Source organism: Candidatus Moraniibacteriota bacterium (assembly GCA_016699425.1).
Lineage (GTDB): Bacteria > Patescibacteriota > Minisyncoccia > Moranbacterales > UBA1568 > SSEF01.
In genome coordinates this window covers 369,648-389,590 of the sequence record CP064975.1, presented here as the reverse complement: position 1 = coordinate 389,590, position 19,943 = coordinate 369,648, and the positions used below count along the sequence as shown (strand labels likewise).

18 protein-coding genes are annotated in these 19,943 nt (G+C 54.3%); 1 reads left to right on the top strand and 17 read right to left on the bottom strand.

Annotation, left to right across the window (positions count from 1 at the left end; all coding sequences use genetic code 11):
* Positions 1-34 precede the first annotated feature (34 nt).
* From IPJ68_01915 to IPJ68_01880, 8 genes are all read right to left on the bottom strand, one after another.
* Entirely contained in the window at positions 35-652 is a 618-nt protein-coding gene (locus tag IPJ68_01915) for a hypothetical protein (GenBank protein ID QQR79007.1), read from the bottom strand.
* Between the two features lie 7 nt (positions 653-659).
* Positions 660-1,862, bottom strand: coding sequence for a tyrosine--tRNA ligase (gene tyrS / locus IPJ68_01910; GenBank protein ID QQR79006.1), 1,203 nt, complete (start codon positions 1,860-1,862; stop codon positions 660-662).
* A gap of 9 nt (positions 1,863-1,871) precedes the next feature.
* Positions 1,872-2,312 carry an NUDIX domain-containing protein gene (locus tag IPJ68_01905; protein ID QQR79005.1) on the bottom strand — a complete coding sequence of 147 codons (441 nt, stop codon included), beginning with the start codon at positions 2,310-2,312 and terminating at the stop codon, positions 1,872-1,874.
* Positions 2,313-2,314: 2 nt separating this feature from the next.
* Positions 2,315-2,518 (bottom strand): hypothetical protein, encoded by a 204-nt coding sequence (locus IPJ68_01900; protein QQR79004.1) that lies wholly within the window; start codon positions 2,516-2,518, stop codon positions 2,315-2,317.
* Positions 2,519-2,713: 195 nt separating this feature from the next.
* Complete coding sequence (gene secF / locus IPJ68_01895) at positions 2,714-3,631, bottom strand: protein translocase subunit SecF (protein ID QQR79003.1); 918 nt, start codon at positions 3,629-3,631, stop codon at positions 2,714-2,716.
* Positions 3,632-3,635: 4 nt separating this feature from the next.
* Positions 3,636-5,342 carry a protein translocase subunit SecD gene (secD, locus tag IPJ68_01890; GenBank protein ID QQR79002.1) on the bottom strand — a complete coding sequence of 569 codons (1,707 nt, stop codon included), beginning with the start codon at positions 5,340-5,342 and terminating at the stop codon, positions 3,636-3,638.
* A 662-nt stretch (positions 5,343-6,004) separates the two neighbouring features.
* Positions 6,005-7,708 (bottom strand): ABC-F family ATP-binding cassette domain-containing protein, encoded by a 1,704-nt coding sequence (locus IPJ68_01885; protein QQR79001.1) that lies wholly within the window; start codon positions 7,706-7,708, stop codon positions 6,005-6,007.
* A 43-nt stretch (positions 7,709-7,751) separates the two neighbouring features.
* On the bottom strand, positions 7,752-8,213 hold the full coding sequence (locus IPJ68_01880; GenBank protein QQR79241.1) for an NUDIX domain-containing protein: 462 nt from the start codon (positions 8,211-8,213) through the stop codon (positions 7,752-7,754).
* A 170-nt stretch (positions 8,214-8,383) separates the two neighbouring features.
* Here IPJ68_01880 and IPJ68_01875 point away from each other — a divergent pair, with 170 nt between their 5' ends.
* The gene (locus IPJ68_01875) at positions 8,384-10,519 is read left to right on the top strand and encodes a PBP1A family penicillin-binding protein (protein QQR79000.1); all 2,136 of its coding nucleotides are present in this window, start codon (positions 8,384-8,386) and stop codon (positions 10,517-10,519) included.
* Positions 10,520-10,623: 104 nt separating this feature from the next.
* On the opposite strand, the gene IPJ68_01870 is transcribed toward IPJ68_01875, so the two are convergent.
* The 9 genes from IPJ68_01870 to recJ form a co-directional block, all read right to left on the bottom strand.
* Positions 10,624-11,616 (bottom strand): hypothetical protein, encoded by a 993-nt coding sequence (locus IPJ68_01870; GenBank protein QQR78999.1) that lies wholly within the window; start codon positions 11,614-11,616, stop codon positions 10,624-10,626.
* Positions 11,604-12,467 carry a hypothetical protein gene (locus tag IPJ68_01865; GenBank protein ID QQR78998.1) on the bottom strand — a complete coding sequence of 288 codons (864 nt, stop codon included), beginning with the start codon at positions 12,465-12,467 and terminating at the stop codon, positions 11,604-11,606. Before IPJ68_01865 ends, IPJ68_01870 begins: the two co-directional genes overlap by 13 nt.
* A gap of 67 nt (positions 12,468-12,534) precedes the next feature.
* The gene (locus IPJ68_01860) at positions 12,535-13,791 is read right to left on the bottom strand and encodes an ABC transporter permease (protein ID QQR78997.1); all 1,257 of its coding nucleotides are present in this window, start codon (positions 13,789-13,791) and stop codon (positions 12,535-12,537) included.
* Positions 13,784-15,025: an ABC transporter permease gene (locus tag IPJ68_01855; GenBank protein QQR78996.1), complete on the bottom strand. Its 1,242-nt coding sequence runs from the start codon at positions 15,023-15,025 to the stop codon at positions 13,784-13,786. The genes IPJ68_01860 and IPJ68_01855 overlap by 8 nt, the downstream gene beginning before the upstream one ends.
* 45 nt (positions 15,026-15,070) lie before the next feature.
* Positions 15,071-15,787: an ABC transporter ATP-binding protein gene (locus IPJ68_01850; protein ID QQR79240.1), complete on the bottom strand. Its 717-nt coding sequence runs from the start codon at positions 15,785-15,787 to the stop codon at positions 15,071-15,073.
* A gap of 25 nt (positions 15,788-15,812) precedes the next feature.
* Positions 15,813-16,814 carry an efflux RND transporter periplasmic adaptor subunit gene (locus IPJ68_01845; GenBank protein QQR78995.1) on the bottom strand — a complete coding sequence of 334 codons (1,002 nt, stop codon included), beginning with the start codon at positions 16,812-16,814 and terminating at the stop codon, positions 15,813-15,815.
* A gap of 42 nt (positions 16,815-16,856) precedes the next feature.
* Positions 16,857-17,285: a ribonuclease HI family protein gene (locus IPJ68_01840; GenBank protein QQR78994.1), complete on the bottom strand. Its 429-nt coding sequence runs from the start codon at positions 17,283-17,285 to the stop codon at positions 16,857-16,859.
* 98 nt (positions 17,286-17,383) lie between these two features.
* Complete coding sequence (locus IPJ68_01835) at positions 17,384-18,157, bottom strand: OmpH family outer membrane protein (protein ID QQR78993.1); 774 nt, start codon at positions 18,155-18,157, stop codon at positions 17,384-17,386.
* An 84-nt stretch (positions 18,158-18,241) separates the two neighbouring features.
* Entirely contained in the window at positions 18,242-19,942 is a 1,701-nt protein-coding gene (recJ, locus tag IPJ68_01830; protein QQR78992.1) for a single-stranded-DNA-specific exonuclease RecJ, read from the bottom strand.
* Between the last annotated feature and the right edge of the window lies 1 nt (position 19,943).

The following is a 19,943-nucleotide window of genomic DNA, read 5'->3' as shown; positions in this document are numbered from 1 at the left end:
GGTCCCATCCACACTACCCAAAAGACAGGGCGTGCTATTTTTCCTGGGAAAAAAACTGAGATTGGAGAAACGCTGTGAAATCCTCCATTTCCCTCCGATAGAGCGCACTGCGATTCGTTCTTTCCTCGATTGTCTTCAGATTCGGTAACAGTTGCATCCCTTTGCTTTCCAATGAGAACCCATAGTTATAGGGCCGCAGCGCCAGCCGGACATCAGGAAAGGCTTGTCGTTTCAGGTAGAATTCATCCAATAACTTCACTAGTCTATTCTGCAGTGCCTCACTCATCTGGACTACTTGTGTCCGGAGCGACTCTTGTTCCTTCCAATCTGACTGCTCCGGCTCTTCTGGGTGGACGACGACCCATGGACTCATGCGCCCTTTCTCACCCCCTCCATCCGGATGCCCCTCGCAAGATTGATAGGTCGGAAATTTAAGCGCATTCAATATCGCCACCGTCTCGAAAATCCCCGCTTCAATCGGCTCCCCCAACGCATCCGTCGTGCTCCTCAGTTCTTTCCGGATATTTTCAAGCAATGCCATCCTCTGACGAGTCATCTCGTGCTCTGGGGACCCCGTAACCGTTCGCTGTCGATTCGCCTTCTCGGAATCGTTTTTCTTTTTTCCCGCTTCGACGGGGTGTTCCAGTGACATACATGCACTAAAGGATAATTCGAAAGAAATCCTTCTTCCCGACTTTCACGACGGCGCCATTTTGGTCTTTTGAAACTGTGGCCAGAAAATCCTCAAGTTTTGTGTCATTGACCGACACGCCTCCCTGCTCGATCTTGCGCCGCGCCTCACCCTTGCTCGTAGCGACACCCGCCAGGACCATGAGTTCAGTAAATGCCATGCCTTCACTTGCCGTGACAGACGGCATCTCCGTCGGCGTCTGCCCTTTGCTAAAAGTATCGATGAAATATTGTTCAGCCGCCACACCAGCTTCGGCCCCGTGATACAGAGTGACGATTTCTTTCGCGAGTCGGAGCTTCGCATCACGCGGATTCGGAGCTTGCATGATCACTTCGATCTCAGCGAGGGACAGCAGGGTGCAGTTCACGAGCAGCACCCGGATCATCTCGTCCGGCTGAGCCATCACCTGTCCGAACTTCTCATTGGCTGATGTATTCAAAAACACCCCCGTCCCCTTACTCTTGGACATGAGTTCCCCCGTCTTTGGATCCTCCATGAGCGTCACCGTAACGACGAACTTCTCTTTCTGCTTTAACTTCTTCATCAATGTCCGGCCAGCGAGCGCATTGAACGTCTGGTCAGTGCCACACAGTTCGACATCGACATCCATCGCAACGCTATCGTATCCCTGCATCAGCGGATAGAAGAACTCATGCAAGTAAATGGGCAGTTGCTCCTGTATCCGCTTCTCGAACATATCCCTCTCAAGCATCTGTTGCACCGTAAAGTTTGAAGCGAGGCGGATGACATCCTCGAAACTCAGTTTGGAGAGCCAGTCGTGATTGTACTTCACTCGGGGTGGGTTGACCTCATCGCCGAAATCCATCAGAGGTGCTATCTGTTCCTTCCAGGCGGCGATATTGTGTAGCACTTCCTCACGGGAAAGCTGGGTCCGAGCTGACTTCTCGCTTGTCGGGTCCCCGATCCGCGCTGTGAAGTCTCCAAAGAGAACAATCGTCTCATGCCCAAGTTTCCGGAATTTCTCGAGCAGCATGATATTTTTCGCATGGCTGAGGTGCAGTGTCGGTGCGGTCGCGTCGAAACCGATGAAAAATCTCATCTTTTCCCCGCTCAATAGCCGAACCCGGAAACTTTCCTTGTCGGGGAGAATTGAAACGATGGTACCTCGGCTCAAAATATCATCGACGAGTTGTTCCTGAGTCTTTTCCATAGGTTCATTCTACCATCCCTCCTCACGATACACGATTCCTTTCTTGATGTATTCAAGAGTGTCTCGGATGTACGGAATAGTGAGCTCCGGTAAATCATCCGCAAAAAACCACTTGAGCTCTTTCGTTTTTTCGGGTTCTCGATTCTCCACCTCGCCGGACCAGCTCTCAATCAGAAAAAACACATTCACTCTTTCCGATGTGTCTTCAGCTTTCCGATGGTTTATATGGACGAGACGGATATTTTCAGGAATCAAATCAATTCCCAATTCCTCTTTCATCTCTCTTATGAGTCCCGATACGAAACTTTCACCCACTTCGATATGACCGGCCGGGAGTCCCCATTGTCCATCACAATAGCCGCTGTTTTGACGCAGACCAAATAATATCCTGCCACCTTGTTTCAGAATTGCGTAGGAAGCGAGTATCGCGGTTGGAAGATGCTGCCCCATATCTAGAGACCGAGTTTGCGTTTCGCGAGGCGGTACTGATCATCCGACATCTGCCCCGCCTTCTTCATCGCCTCGAGCTGAGCGATGATTTCGCCTTTGTGCTTCTCGATATTCTTCGGCGTCATGGCTTTCTGCATCACTTTCTGCCGTTCCGCAGGCGACATCTTCAAGACGCGCTTCATCGCAAAACGCTGAAACATATTCATATCCTTGGCCCCGGGAGCGCATTGAATTCGGCTTCGAGCTTGGCTGTCGTATCTTCGGCAACCACACCCGCTTCTTTGCGATCATCTTTCTTAAATGGGTTCCACTTCATAAAATATTAGTTGTTAGTGATTAGAATCTTAGTGACTAGTGTGAGACTTTCTCTTGTTTGGCAGTCTCTCCCTAAAAACTAGAAACTATACACTAGTTACTGATTTTGGAAACTTCATCTTGAAACGCGAGACGAGGAGGGCCGAGGCGACGAAGATCGACGAGTATGTGCCGAAGCCGACGCCGACCAAGAGCGCGACGGCGAACCAGCGCACGCTCTCCCCGCCCCAGACCGCCACCGCGATGAGGACGATGATGACCGTGAGCGAGGTGTTCACCGAACGGACGAGCGTCTCGTTCAGCGAGCGATTCACGATTCCCTCGAAATCCGTCCCGGTTCGCGCGCGCAAGAGATTCTCTCGGACCCGGTCATAGACGACGATCGTGTCATTGACCGAGTAGCCGAGGATGGTGAGAAGTGCCGCGATGAACGGCACCCCGACTTCGACACCAGAGAAGTGCCCCAGGAGACTGAAAACACCGGTCGTGATAATGATATCGTGCGCCAGAGCGATGATAGCACCCGCCCCGTATTCCCAGCTCGTCACCGGATACGAAACCCGCCGGAACGCCCACGCGACATAGAGCGCGATACCGAGGAGCGCCAGCGCTGTGCCCGTGAAAGCCTGTGACTGCATCTGATTCGAAACCGAAGCGCCGATGAAGTCCACGCGCAACTGCTCGACGGCCGGATCGATGCCTTTCAAGGTCGTCAAAACCTGGCTATTCGTCGTTTCATCCGATGCCAGATAGCGCAAGAGCATCCCCCGCTCGGCCGTCGGTTGCACCGTGAGGCTTTGGAGTTCCATCGCCCCCAGCTTCTCCCTGACGACATCCGCCGTCGGCACGGCTGTCTCGGTGAAACGCACTTCCATCAGTGTTCCACCTTTGAAATCAATACCCAGGCGCAACCCCCACCCGGCAATACAGATGATACTCGCCAGGGTCAAAAGACCTGAGAAGACGTAAGCGTATTTGCGCTGCTGGATGATGGGGAGCTGCATAGGCTTAGTTTTTCGGGGTATCAAGTTTTTTCGGTGTCACAAGTATCCACGGACGTTTCTCCATCCAATCCGCAAAGAGGAAGTTCACCATGATCCGGACGAGGACGACCGCGGTGAAGAGAGAGAGGAGCACGCCCAAGGCGAGGATGATCGCGAAGCCCTTCACAAAGCCCGTGCCCATACCGATGAGGATGATCGTCGTGATGAGTGTCGAGAAGTGGCCGTCCCGAATTGATGGCCAGGCCCGACGGAAACCTTCGTGCAAAGCCTTGCGCATCGATTTACCAAATGAAAGCTCTTCGCGGGTACGTTCAAAGATGAGCACGTTGGCATCGACCGCGATACCGATCGACAAGACGAAGCCCGCGATCCCAGAGAGGGTCAGGGTGATGGGGAACGGCGTGAAGATCGACAGTTTGAAGAGCGCGAGAAGCATCGCCGAGTAGAGGAGGAGGGCCAAGACCGCGATGAACCCGAGGAAGCGGTAGAAAAGCAGCATGAAAACAGAAACCGCCGCGAGGCCATATATCCCCGCCCGGACACTCTGGTCGAGGGCAGAGCGACCAAGTGATGCATCGATCGACTGCTGCGAGACGAGTGTGATCGGCACCGGCAGCGCCCCTTCATTGAACCGCTTCACCTCTGCATTGGCTTGGGCCAGGGTGAAATTGCTCGTGATAACCGCCTGACCATCGCGAATTTCCGCCTGTACCGTCGGCTGACTCACCACTTCGCCATCAATGAAGATCGCCACGGGCTTGCCGACATTACGCGAAGTGATATCAGCGAAGAGCCTCGTCCCCTCCTCGTCAAAACGGAGTGCAATCTGCGGCGACCCGACGCCCTGTGACTGATAATCGACGTACACGTCTTTCAGATTTTTCCCCGACAAACCCGTCGCTTTGTAGCGGAGCTGAGGAAAGTCTTCGATCGCATACTTCGGGAACAAAATGTGGGCGATGTTCACTTCACGTTCTTCTCCTTCACCCCCGTCTGCCGCCGAGGTAGATCGCTCATCGAGTTTCTTCAGGATATGCCAGCCGAACGTCGTCTCCACAAGCGCAGGATGCACGGATCCTGTTGCAAAGTTCGGGTCAAAGGCAACGGCATCAAATTCGGGTACATAGCTCCCTGACTTGGCAAAGCCGAGTTCGCCCCCATTCTCCTTGGCGCCCGGATCCCGGCTCCAGGTCTTGGCGAGTTCGGTGAAATCACTGCCCGCCAGCGCGTTCTCGAGGATCTTGCCCGCGGTTTCCTGTGACTGTGCATTCGCTGCATCAATTTGTGCCTCCGCTTCCGGACCAGCCAGTTCGCGGAATTCAAGGAATGGCGTCTCCTTGATCATCGACTTCGCTTCTTCGACGTCCTTCACACCAGGAAGTTCCACGATGATCCGACTCTCACTGCCCGACCGCGAAAGCTGCACGACTGGTTCGCCCACGCCGAACGCATTGACTCGTCGTTCAATGACATCGACGGCCGCCTGCAACGCATCATCTCGCTTGCTCGTGTCGAGATCCGTTGTATCCGCTGCATATTCCAAGTGAATGCCTCCTTGCAGATCCAGACCGAGATTGACTTTTGCCTGCGAGAAAAAGCGCTCGACCGGCGGGGCAAAGGAAACGAGTTTCGGATAGGCAATAAGACCGGAAACCAGTGCGAGGAGAACGACCCCCGCGAATTGAAAGCGGATTTTCTTGATAGCGTTCATATGGTCTTCAGTATATCGGAAGAAAATGGCTTAGGCAAGCCAGTGGATTCCATCAATTTTCGCTGAAAAACAACCGTTTTTTGACTATGACTCCGGGACAAAGTGAGGCTACCTTACTGAGAAATACATAGTCCCCAATATTCATTCTAGGAGGTTAGTTCCCGTGCCAGTCTCTTCTTGTCGACGAAGGTATACTTTATCCAGCTAGTCAGGAAAAGCCACCGGACAACGGGTAATCCATGTGACCGATGATGAAGAATGTCACACGTAATGTGGAATATAAATCCCACAATGACGTATTTTAGGAATGGATAATACGCAGACAAAAAAAGCAGTAAGGCATTAAACTCTACCGTGTGAAACAAATATATAATGTCGACATACATTCTGTTGGGTCTACCCTGTATCGTTGGTTTATAAATATTTTCATTTAATCTCTTGATTCCCCCGAGCGTGTACGCCTTCTCTTCTATGATGAGTTGTACATGATCGAGATCGATTAAAATAGAGGCGGCAATTGCGATAATAACATTCTCTGATATCGTTATCGGATAGAGACCAAGTAAGACAGGACTTGCCAAAAGATGTTCAGAAAGTTTCATAAAATATTTTGCTGAGGCTCTGGGACGAAGTAGGAAACTACTCGTTATATTTCATATTGTTTATTTCCCCAGCCGCTCTTCGAGACGCTTCAGACGGCGTTTGGCCTCACGCTCCAGACGCAAGGCAAATGCCGCATAGTCCGGGATGGATTCCAACTGACCATTCGCGAGGAGGAAGGCCTGGTCGAGGTGCACATGCGAGAGGAAAGCTCGATCGTGCGTGATGAGAATGACAGTCCCGGGATAGGCCGTCAGGGCGTCTTCCAGGGCCTCGATCGCTTCCAGGTCGAGATGATTCGTCGGTTCATCCAGGATGAGAATATTGGCATTGGCATGGACCAGCGACGCGAGCACCAGTCGGACGCGTTCGCCAGGGCTAAGCCGTCCGATCTTGACATCCGCATCGTCAGGGACGAAACCGAAATGAGAGAGGAGAACAAGCACATCGCTTCGCTCATACAGTCGGAAGCGTTTCGCAAAATACGTGATGGCTGTCTCGGCGAGCGGGAGGTTTTCCCCTTCCTGCATCAAGTCCCCAAAGACCGCCCCTTTACCAATGCGCACCGTGCCAACCAAAGGTGGTATCAGTCCCATGATGGTCTTCACGAGTGTCGACTTGCCTGAACCGTTGGCTCCGAGGATGACCGTCCGCGAACGGAACGGGAGGCGCAACACGATGCCCTTGGCAACCGGCTGCTTTTTTTCATACCCGATGGAGACGCGTGAGAGTGTAATCGTCGGCGGGACCGTCTTGGCACCTGGAACGAGCGTGAACTCGAGTGGCGGCCGTTCAAAGGGCTTCTCGTGATCATTAAGCCGTACCAATCTGCCTTCAAGCGCTTTGGCCGAACCGGTGAATTTCTTGATCGCCCGCTCTTTCTTGTAATTGGCCGCGAGCTTGTCGCGATCCGGACCGCGCTTTTTCTTCGTCGCATCCGCCCAGTGAATCTTCTCGGCCGCCGAAGCCACGACCCGTTCTCGCTCACGTTCCTGCGCACCATAGAGTTCCTTGGCCCGGCGGAGGGCATGTGCCTTGGTCTCGGCATACACGGACCAGTTGCCGCTGTAGAGCACGACCCCATGCTTCACCGGATCGATGGCGAGCACTCGATCAACGACATGGTCGAGGAAAGTCCGGTCATGCGAAGCTACCAATAATGTCGCACCGGAACGCACCAGATAGGCCTCGAGCCAGAGAAGTGCTACCAGGTCGAGATTATTCGTCGGCTCATCCAGGAGGAGGAGATCGACGCCTGAGAGGAGCACCGCGGCCAAAGCGAGCTTTCGTTTCTCACCGCCCGAAAAAGTATCCAACGAACGATGTAAGTCAAGTGAATCAAGCGCCAGCCCATCCAGGATGCCCTTGGCCCGATCAAGGAAGGCATAGCCACCCAGCCGCTCGAAATGCTCGCGGAGTGCCTCATACTGCGCCAGGCGAGTTGGTTGATCAATCTCTGGTTCGAGTTCGGCCATCTCGGTCTCCAGAGCACTGATACCGGTTGCCTGATAGAGGAATTCCAAGGCAGTTTCATCGCCCGTCGCGATCGTCTCTTGGGCCAGATAGCCGACGAGCACCCCCTTGGCAAGGACCACATGACCCTTGTCGGCTGATTCAATCCCAGCAATGATCTTGAGCAAGGTTGATTTGCCCGTGCCATTTTCGCCGACCAAGGCCATCCGCTGCCCACGAGTCAGATTGAACGACACCTCGTGGAGGAGACGGCGCGTGCCAAAACTTTTTCTGATGCGTTTGACGGAGAGCATAGGTAGTTGGCTACGGTAGCAGAATTTCCACCAAAGGGAAAGGCTATACCTTTTGTCGCTGTAGATATTCTTCCGTCGACTGGAGGACACGCTTGGCATTACTAAAAGTAACTTTGGCAAGTGCAGCTTCAAATGGAAGCCAGAGGAAACCAATATGCTCATGGGAAATCACCACTTCGGTCGAAGTAAGCGCCCGAGCAGGATAGAAATGGACAATTTTGAAAATCCAGGTACCACGCCCTTCGCGCTTGCGTCGCTCATACTCATTGCCCCGAGCCTCATAGAAATAGCGGATACTCACCCGCTTTGGATAGACTTGAATGTCCCTGATACCGGTCTCTTCCGCCGTCTCCCGGCGGAGTGTGTCCTCTTCTGTTTCCCCCGCTTCCATGTGACCTTTGGGAAAGTCGAAGTGACCGCTCGGATACTGGAGAATGAGGTATTCCCGCGTCCCATCAGGAGTCAGCCGGCACAGCACGCTCCCAACCGAAACCTCCCAGACCACTGGAAAACCGAACAAGCCGAGCATCTGACACAATAATTTGTTCACTGGTAAGTGCATATGTCCCTAGACTACAGGGAAAGCGACACATTGACAAAGCAGATGAAACGCGGTTCACTGATGCGTCCTACGGGGAACACAACATTGCGCCTGCCATGCCGTATAATGAATCCATGCCCAACCTCTTTTCTTTCCTCCAATGGCTGGTCCGCCAGACGACTTGGGTCGTTCTCATTCTCTCACTCGGCCTCGTCGTCGGCGGTTTTTCTATTTACTATTTCGATGCCGCCGAGACGCTCAATCTCGACAAACATCCGCTGAAGGAAACGACGCTGCTCTATGATCGGACCGGGAAACAAATTCTCTATGCGGTCCACGGCGAAGAGAACCGTCGTGTCGTCACACACGATGAGATACCGGAAACGATCCGCCAGGCGACCGTCGCGGCCGAAGACGCACATTTCTTCACTCATCCAGGGATCGATCTCATCGCCATCCTTCGCGCTGCCATCGTCAATGTCCAACACCAAGACATCTCACAGGGCGCCTCGACCATCACGCAACAACTTGCCCGAGCCCTCTTTCTCACCCGCGAGCGAACCTGGATCCGCAAGGTGCGCGAGATTGTCCTCGCAATCAAGATCGAAAAGTCGCTTTCCAAAGAAGAGATTCTCGACCTTTATCTCAACACCGTCCCCTACGGCTCGAATGCGTACGGTATCGAGGCGGCAGCTCAGACATTTTTCGACAAGCATGCCAGCGACCTCACGACTGACGAGGCTGCCCTCCTCGCCGCACTCCCCAATGCACCGACCCTGTATTCGCCATATGGCAAGAGTCAGAAAGCTCTGATCACTAGGAAGGAAACCATCCTCCACAAAATGCACGAGCTCGGTACGATCTCGACTCCAGATATGGAGACCGCCTTGGCCGTCAAGACACTCGAGAAAGTGGTGCCCCTCGAACGGAAGATTCAGGCTCCGCATTTTGTCTTTTTCATCCTCGATCAGCTGAAGAAAGAGTTCAATCAGGAAGTACTCGAAACAGAAGGGTTTAATGTGTACACCTCGATCGACCTCGACCTGCAACATGCTGCTGAAAAAATTGTTGCCGAAGGGGTGAAGAAAAATTTCGCTCGTGACGCTTCGAACGGAGCGCTCGTTGCCCTCACACCGAAAGACGGCGAGATTCTCGCCATGGTGGGCAGCCGGGATTATTTCGATACGAACATCGACGGCCAAGTGAACGTCGCTATCGAGAAGCGTCAACCCGGCTCGACTTTTAAACCCTTCGCCTATGCGACGGCCTTCGCAAAAGGCTTCACGCCCGAGACACGGATCTATGACGTCCCGATCAACTTCGGTGCAGATGGAACCGGCACCGAATACATCCCGAACAATTATGACGGTCATTTCCGAGGACTTATCACGATGCGGGCTGCCCTCTCTCAGTCGCTCAATATCCCAGCCGTCTCCACACTCTATCTCGCCGGCATCCCCGAGACGATCGCCCTCGCGACCGCGATGGGTATCACCACTCTGACTGAGCCCAGCCGCTACGGACTCGCGCTCGTCCTCGGCGGAGCGGAAGTGAAGCTCGTCGATCTCACCAGCGCATTCGGCGTCTTTGGCCAGGAAGGCAAGCGTGTTCCAACCGATGGCATCCTGCGCGTCGTCGACCGTGAAGACCGCAACTTGCACAAGCGGATCACCAATTCGGATACGGTCATCGGGGCCAATATCACCAATCAGATTAGCTCCATCCTCTCGGATAATGCCGCTCGGGCGCCCGTGTTCGGATCATCGAGCCCGATCGCCTTCCCTGCTGGGACCGGTGTCGCGGCCAAGACTGGCACGACGCAGAATTTCCGCGATGCCTGGACGGTCGGCTATACGCGCGATGTCGCCCTCGGGGTCTGGACGGGCAACAATGACAACACCGCGATGGAAGCTGGATCCGACGGCATTTATACGGCCGCACCGATGTGGCGCAGTATGATGGATACGCTGCTCGAGAAATACCCGCCCAGCCCATTTACCCCGTATACGCGTGAGTCAGCCGACGACGGCACACTCGCACCGAGCGATATCGCCGGTGGCACGCCGGAAATCGTCTACTATGACAAGAAGACCGGCAAGAAAATATCCGAGACCAAAGCCAAGAAGAAAAAGCAAAGTGATGTCGAAGTCCGAATCGTGGATGGCGGTATGACCTTCAAGTATTCAAAAGAGAAAGGGAGCGACAATCTCCTCTTCAAACCTACAACCGCGGCGGATCTCTTGAAGATCTATTATCCGAATGGGAGCTAGCTTCTTGGGAAATATCTGCTTTCGTGTCGCTCTGTCCTACCGAATAGATATATAACCGATGACTGTAGACTATCTCGATAAGCCCTTCAGGCGGGATGAGAGCATCAGCAGGAAACCGTGGTGCCTTGGAGGAAAGTTGGTTCCTGGATTTTGTAGGTACAACTCCCGCCAAGACAGTCCGCACTGGGCTTGATATTGTAGTAGTAGAGGCTGCCGGGGACCACGGGACAACCTGTCCCACCGATAGTAAGTGGCGGTGTGGTTCCGCCTGCCCCGGTCTTTGTGCAGAGAGGATTTGAGAAATCATTTGGTTTGGTGGAAAGTGAAACCGTAGTGGAGACCGGAATACCGAGTCCAGTATGACCGAACAGTGTGATATTTTGTCCCGTCGTCGGAATCGGACCGGTAGCAATATAGCGAATCGCCGCTACAGAACCGCCTTTCAATGAATACCCATTATAGGTGGCAGGGCACGTGGCCGCGGCGAAGGCACCATTGACACAACCGGGAATTTGAGAGTAACTGCCGCCATCTGACTGGTCAAAGACGCGCACATTGGTCATCCCACTCGGGATCCACGTCCCACTCCCAAACCCCGGATCCCCTGGCGCACCAGCCGAGCAGGAGTTGGTTCCCCCCGTCCCTCCACCCCCATCACTCCCACTCCCTCCCGAACACGCCCCCGTGACAAAGTTCTGCCCCTGGAAGGTCATCGTGGCACTCGTCCTTGGGGTGTAGGAAAGGATCGAAGCATTGAGGGTCACTTCACAGTAGTTGCCCTGAGCATTCGTCAGGCGTTGGGTCCCTGGACTCAAGACCTGGAAGGAGCTGCCTGTGACACTCCCAATGGGGACGGTGATCTGAGGGGACAGATCAGCTCCCCAGCCGAGGAGACTCATCCGACAGGTGACTCGATAGGTGAGCTGGTTGTTGGCATCGACACTCACTTCCCAACGGACGGGCAGGTTGTTGCCGGCTTGGGTGAAATCACTCACCCAGCTCTTGCCATACAGGAATTGGAGAGACCCCGGATCGGGACACATCGCCCCGGTCCCGGGCGTACTCCCAGGATTGGCAGGTGTCGTCACTCCCACCACATTCGACCAGGTTGAGACTCCAGCTGAGGTGACCGCGCGGACATGGTAGGAATAGCTGGTACCGGGAGTGAGGGTGGTGTCGGTAAAACTCGTGGTATTGGACGTACCCAGGAGGTAAAGACAGTACAGGTCAGTCCCGTACAGCGTTCCACCTCATACCCGGTCGCTCCAGGCACTGCTCCCCATGAGAGGATTGCACTCGAAGCAGACGGAGCCGTCACACCAAGGCTCGCTGGCGAAGCGATGGGAGTAACAATGACCGCGCCGGATGTATCTCTGGGCAAGGTGACGAGATCACCTCCACCTCCCAGGCCTCCACCCGTGCCACTCGCTCCACCTCCGCCCGTACTAGGGGTGGGGGTGGTTGTAGCCACCGCTCCCGTCGAGAGGGATGTGGTACTACAGCTCACCGTATCCCAACCGGTACGGATGAGACCGGTTGTAGTATTGATGATGGGAAGCGTCAAGATGAAGTTGACCGTGACCCAGGCTAAGAGGACGACACCGAGTCCAATCAAAGCCGCGAACATGCCTCCTTTGGCAAAGGTCATGCGACCTTCATTCCCCCCTGAGGTGAGGTAGATGATGGCCATCGCGACCAAGACGGCGACCGCGACTGCGGCCATGATGTTTCGGAGGAAGACGACGATGCGACTTAAGCCAACTAACAGGTGGCAGAGGGTGCAACGGGATGTGCCTTGAGTAGGATCCGTACTAGCGAGGATATCGGGGTCTGGGGTGGAGAGGCCACAAGGAATGAGGCCTGCGTGGAGAGACGTGGTGGGGACGAGGGAGAGGGTCGTGGTAGCGAGAATGAAGAGAGCGAGGAAGATGAGAAGGGAGCGGGGCATTTTTTTGAGAGGTGGGTTTTTGGGTAGTGTAGCACTCGCCGTACTGATTTCACAGAGGGCTAACGGGCTAATCTCGCCGAAGTGCTTCCATTGGCGTAAGCGAAGCGGCTCGGTAGGCTGGCGCGAGCCCAAAGATGACTCCGACTCCCGTCGAAAACCCTACTCCCAAGAGAAACGACTGAAGAGAAAATGAAAGTGGCAAAGGAAAACCAAAATAGGTGAAAAGGGATCCGAGTGCCAGTGTCAGCAACATTCCTAAAAGGATGCCAATAATGCCGCCAAGAAGCGTAATAATCAGCGCTTCAAACAGGAACTGCTGCAGGATGCTTTTTGACGTCGCACCGACCGCCTTCCGCAAACCGATCTCCGATGTCCGCTCCGAAACAGACACGTACATGACATTCATAATTCCAACACCGCCCACCACGAGCGAGATAGACGTCAGAGCGAGGAGGAGAATGGACAGCGAGCCAAGTACGTCCCCGAGTGTTTTTTGAGTTTCCTTGGTCGATGTCACTGAAAAATCGTCTTGGTCTGGATCGGTGATGTCGTGCCGTTTCCGAAGGAGTGCCACAATATCGGCTACCGTCTCCGCTTCGCGAGCTGCGTCTTCCATCTTGACCGAGACAAACTGAACATAATTCACCCCGAGCAGTTTTTTCTGCAACGTCTGTACCGGTACATAAGTGAAGGTATCGAAGTTAAGGAATGCCACAGCCCCGCGTGACTCAAGCACCCCGATCACCCGATACTTTTCACCCTTCAAAGTGATATACTGCCCCACCGCATCACTCGATCCAAAAAACGTGTCCTTGGTGTCGCTCCCCAATACAGCCACCTGCGCGAGGCTTGCATCTTCCTCTTTTGTAAAAAATCTCCCACTGGCCAGCTTGAGATTCTGATCGACGAGCGCGACATCGGGGCCCGTACCAAACAAAGAAATACGTTTCCCGACCGAACCATAGGTGGCTCGTTCTTGACCGATGGTGCCCGCATAAACTGCTCCGACATTGGCAATTTTTTGTATCGCTTCACCATCCTTCACGGTCAGCGTGGTAATCTGCGTCCCTTGCGCCCGTCCCGTCGAGTTCTCACTTGACATCGCTGTCGTGTTTGGAATTTTTACTTCAACTTGAATCAAATTCGAACCGAAACTTTCGACCTGCCCCAGTATGTACCCCTTCACACCGTCACCGAGCGCGGTCACGACGACAATGGCAAATACGCCGATCACTACTCCGAGCAAGGCGAGAGCCGTCCGTGCTCGATGCGTACGGATGGTGCGGACAGCGAAAAGGAATGGGGTGAAGCGTCTTTTATTCATAGCGAAGCGCTTCCATCGGACTCACCTTGGACGCCTTGAAGGCAGGATACAGTCCGAAGGTAATGCCGATAACCAATGAAACCGAAAAGCCGATAGCCACGGAAGAAAGCGGGACCAGGAACTGCCACTCATACCCCAGGCGCGGAATGATGAGTGCAGCGACATATGCTATACATATGCCAAATATGATGCCGATACAGCCGCCCACCAGAGTGATCACCGAGGACTCGATGAGGAACTGCGTGATGATGTGCGACGGCCGGGCACCCACAGCTTTCCGCAAGCCGATCTCGCGTATGCGTTGCGAAACCGAAATCAGCATCGAATTCATGATTCCGATACCGCCTACCAGAAGCGAGATAGAGGCGATCGCGATCAAGAAATATTTCAGAACGTCAGTGATGGTTGTCAGGATACCAATCGCCGCTTTGGTGCTCCGCACTGAAAAATCCGACTCTTCGCTATCTTCCAGATGATGCCGCTTGCGCAGGAGAAGGGTCATATCAACAAGCGTCCGTTCGATATTGGCCGGATCATCCACTTTGCCGCGGCCGAAATTGAGATAATCGATTCCGAGCAAGATCTTCTGGGCGGTCCCGAGAGGAACGTACACCAACACGTCGGGGTTGGAAAAAGCTGCCGAGCCGCGCGCCTCCAAAACGCCGATTACCTTAAAAGGATTTTTCTTGATGGTCACAACCTGACCGATCGGATCCTGACCAGGGAAGAGATCCGTCGCTCGCGTCGCTCCCAAAACTACTACCCGCGAAAGATCGTTTTCTTCTTCCGGAAAGAAAAAGCGCCCCTGGGCCACCTTGATATTCTCGACGGCGATCATCTCCGGAGAAACCCCTTGAAAACTCGCTTCAAAAGATTCAGTATCGGACTCGATAGTCGCCGAGCCACTCACATATCCAGATACAGCTGACAAATGCGGCACGTTCCGGCGCTCTCGAAGTGCTTTCAGATCTTCGTTCTTGAAGGTCGTAGTTACGATACCGAGCGCTGAAGCGGGTGGACCTTTTTCTTCGGACGCCCCAGGCAAGATGGCGACGAGATTTGATCCGACACCCTCGATCTGAGACAGCACCAGTCTCTGAGCGCTCGCCCCGATCGCCATCACCATGATCACCGCTGCAACCCCGATCACGACTCCAAGCACGGTCAAAAAAAAGCGCAGCTTGGAGGCTGTCAACGATCGATACGTTATCTTTATCGGATCTGATATCTTCATAGACTCTTCATTGCGGGCCACCGAAATCCATCTTTCCACCCGGTACTATTTGAGCAGCTCGGTTTCGCTGTTCGCGATTCGCCGCTTCTCGACCGCTTCATCCGCGATGATTTCCCCGTCAACCATTCGGAGGATGCGCTTCGCATGCTCTGCCGTCGCGGTCTCATGCGTTACCAGAATGATGGTTCGCCCCCCTTCATTCAGTCGCTGCAAGATAGCCATCACCTGGAGTCCAGCTTTGGAATCCAGATTTCCGGTTGGCTCATCCGCAAATATAATGTCCGGATCGTTTACCAAAGCGCGGGCGATAGCAACCCGTTGCTTTTCCCCGCCGGAAAGCTGATTCGAAAGATAATTCGCTCGGCGAGTCATATCGACCGCTTCGAGCGCCGCCTCGACCCGCACGTGATTCGACGCGTCAGCGGCATCATCGTACAGGAGCGGAAGCTCAACATTTTCCGAAACCGTCGTCTTGGGCAACAGATTGAACGCCTGGAAAATAAACCCGACCTTCTTATTCCTGAGTCGCGCCAGTTCATCATCGGAAAACTTCGTCACATCTTTGCCATCCAGGAAATACTCTCCACCCGTCGCCCGATCGAGCAAGCCCAAAACCTGCATCAAGGTCGACTTGCCCGATCCTGATGGTCCCATGATCGCGAGGAACTCGCCTTTTTCGATTGCAAAATTCGCCCCGATGAGTGCGCGCGTTGCAACGCCATCACTTTCATAGGTCTTTTCCAAACCGCGAACTTGTATCAGAGCCATGTGAGGAAGTAATTTATCGCTACTTTGTCTGGGTGGCACCGATGGTCACCTCGTCCCCTTCCCTCAATCCGGTCTTCACCTCGATCGTACCGTCATCACCCTCAAGTCCCGTGGTTACTTCCACTTTCTTAAACGTTTGATCCGCCTGTTTCACCTGTGCAAAAGTCTTCGTTCCTTCCTTCGTCAGCGCCCGAAACGGCACCCAGAGCACATTCGTCCGCATAGCCGTTTGAATATCGATATTTCCCGTCATCCCCTCTTTCAAATGCTCATCGCTTCGGGCCAAGCGAAACTGAACTTTGTAGGAAACCACATCCTGCACGACCGTCGCAGCCGGATCGATATGGAACACTTCGCCTTCGAAAATATCATCCGGAGACAATGAATCAAATGTGATCGCTGCCTTCATACCTAAAGAAATTTTAGCGATATCGGATTCCGGTACCCGCGATTCGAGGACGTATGCTTCCGGCTTGATGACCCGAGCAATTACCTGCCCCGGTGTCACTACCTCTCCCACTCGAGCATCAAACTTCGAAATACTCCCGCTCATCGGCGCGGTCAACACATTCTCTTTCATCTGAAGCTCCAGCGTCCGGACCCGCTCACGCGCTTGTTCGGATGCCAACTTTTTGGCCATCCGCTCCTCCGGTGCGGGTGAGAGACGTTTCCGCAAGATGAGCTGCTCTGCTTGTTCGGCAATCCGGGCCGTGATGCGTGCATCTTTCAACTGAGAATACAGCACATCGCGATCGATAGAAGCGATCCGATCCCCAGCCTCTACCGAGTCACCGGTTTTCACATACAGAGCGTCAATCGTGCCAGCGGAAAGAAAGGCCAAATCCGCATATTCCTCTGGAATGAGCTCACCCGTGACGCTCACCGTTTCAGAAACATCTCCCTGCTTCACGGTTTCCGTCTGAACGGGAATGCTCGTATCGCGGACTTTGAAATAATAATATCCTCCCCCGACGAGGAGCACAGTGATGAGCGCGAGGAAAATTCGTTTCTTGGTAAACATAGTCATTTGATGCACCCATTTCAAAATATAAAGCGAAATACCCTAGAACATCCCTTTTTTCTCCGCCGCCTCATCCATCGCAAGGTTCGCTTCGGCATCGGCAATCGTGTTCTCTTCCCGTGGCACATGGACGAAGGCGACCGAATGAAAATCAAGCATCAGATTCCAAACTTCGAGAAAGTACGGCTGAAGCTTCGCGTTCTCGATCTTGTACTCGTGGTTCAGCTGCCGGCACGCCAGTTGCGAATCCATCCGACACTCGATCTCCGCCGTCTTCGCCTTCGCTTTTCCCAAAAGTGATCTCGTCTTCTTCAGCGCGGATGCGATCGCCGCGTATTCCGCTTCATTGTTTGTCCGGACACCGAGGAATTCGCCATAGCGCTTACCCAGCGTCTCGAGATACACACCGAGAGCCGCCGGTCCCGGATTCCCCCGTGAGCCGCCGTCCGTATACACGATTATCTTTTGCATAGGCTCAGTATACCAGAGGATAGGGTGCACCAAAAGAAAAAGCCCCGTCTAGATGTTCCTGTCGGGGGCCTTCAACGAGGGCTGATGCGGCACGGCTGTCAGTGAGCGTCTGCTTCGGCAGCCAGCTGTGCCTTTTGCCACTGTTCGTAGTGAAACTGTAGCGCCTCCGACCGCGTCCGTTGGCACATGAGTGCCGCGAAATCTTCGTCATATTTTTGTTTTGCTGCGTCCAATTCCGCGGCCATCTTCCGCATTGTCTCGTCCAATTGTTCACGGTGACGAGCGCTCGTCGCGACGATTTCTGGGATGAGTGCCAAGATACGAGGCACATACTGCGAGAGTTTGGTTTGCTGCACGCCGAGTCTCAGTACTGCTTCGATAACCCCTACATGACTATCATCGAGCCCTCCGTTTCGAACGGTCGCCTCGAGCACCTCTAAAGCACAGGGTGTCCCAATACTAAGCGTCGTTGACGATAACGCCCCCAATTTTTCGACCACCTTGTGGAACAGCTGATCCAGCGGTATCCACGTGAACGGTTCACTCTGCTGGCCATCCAACCACACGAAGACTTGGTCGACGATCGGTACACCGGTCCAATCAGACGCGAGTCGACCGAACAGAAGCAGCTTGAGTTGCGGCGGCCGCTCATATTCAACGACATGGCGCTTTTCTGGACCGCCGTCACCGCTTCCCAGCCGAGACGAGACTTCCTCATAGTCTGTGACTGCAAACAGCTGCCCGGAAAATTCGGGAAACAACGGCGCTATCAGCCCTTGACTACCGCCAAGAACAAGAGGCGGAACCCTTGGGTCCAGCGGAAGCGGATAGAGGGAGACTGTGTTGCCACTGCTAATGACGCGGAATTGCATGACGCACTCCTCAGATCGGTTGGGGCCGAAGCCCGGAAGAACTGACCGCAAAGTATCGAAAATAAGGAGCGCTGTCAATCTGACCTACCGCGGTTTGATATCGAGTAATTTCAGCTGCAATGTCGATCGTCCGTTCCAAGCATTCTCTTCGATCTGACAGACGATAGAGAGTTGATTGCCCGGGCCCAGGTCCGGAAAGGCCGACACCATGGACCACCCGACCGCATCAAACGAGTGTGTGAGCGCTGGATGACTGAGCGTGAGCTTCCAGTGTTTGCCGTCCTTGCCGACCGTCCGCGCCTGCTCGATCTCGAGCCCCGAGAGTTGGAAGACTGGCTCCGGATTCCCCTCACCAAACGGTGACAGATCCCGAATCTCCCTCACGAGCCCGAGAGAAAGATCACCTGGATGTAGTTCCGCATCGATCAGGAGCTCTGGTACGGTTTCAACTCCCTGCAGCCGCTCCCGGACAATCGCACCGAACCGCTCGAGGAACGCATCGAACCGATCATTCCGGATAGTGAGGCCCGCCGCCTGTTCATGCCCGCCGAATTTTTCAAAGAGGTCCGCACACGCTTCAAGTGCTTCGATGACGCTGAAGCCTGGGATGCTACGGAATGAGCCCGTACTCGTCACTTCTCCTTGCTGGAAGACACCTGTCGGCTTGCCGATCTCATGGGCGACTTTGCCAGCGACCAAACCCACGACTCCGATCGGAAACTGCGGGCCGATCGCCACGACAAACTTCTCATCGCGAAATTGACGGTCTGCGATGTCTCGGACACTTTCGGCCGCTGTCTGGCTCACTTTCTGACGCGCCACATTGTAGCTCTCCAGTTCGAGCGCGAGGATCCGGGCCTGCACCTGATCCGCTGTGAAGAGCAGTTCATGGGCCGTCTCGGCATGTGCCATCCGGGAAGCTGCATTGATCCGCGGGGCGATCTGAAACGCGATCATCCGCGCATCCGGTGCGTGCTGGTCATCGATGGGGATGCGTCCGACCGCATACATCTCCCGCAGGCCTGGGCGTCGGGTCTTCTGGAGCACGATCAGCCCATACTTCACGAGCACCCGATTCTCCCCGATGAGTGGCATGACATCGGCGACCGTCCCGATAGCCGTGATATCGAGCAGCCACTTCAACTCATCGACTCGCTCAGGCAACAGACGGCGATACAGCGCAGTTGCTACCTTGAAAGATGTCCCGGCACCGCACAGCTCACGAAACGGATAGGTGTCCGCAGGCAACTTCGGGTTGATGATCGCATAGGCCGGCGGGAGCACCGCTGGCACATGATGATGATCGACGACGATCGTCTCCATCCCCAGCGTCAGAGCTTCGGCAATCTCCTCGTGGTTCATCATCCCGCAATCGAGCGTGAGGATGAGCCGGACGCCAGCCGTATGAAAACGAGCGACGGCGATACGACTCAGGCCATGCCCTTCGTTCTGCTTGTGTGGGATATGGATGACGGATTCGATACCGAGCGCTCCGAGTACTTCCCGGATGATGACCGACGAAGTCACACCATCCGCATCGAAGTCACCAAGCACCCCAACCCGTTCACCTCGTGTCCGAGCCTCATCCAATCGCGAGACGACTTTGTCCATATCGCGAAAGAGGAACGGATCGTGGAGATCCCGGTCATAGTCCGGAGAAATGAATCGCTTCAAGTCCGTTTCCGTGACACCGCGCTGGCGGAGCAAGTGATGAGCGATAGAAGACGGCCCCTCGGGGGCCGTGAAGCGGATGAAACCTGGTTTTTCCTTCCACGCCCGTTTCATA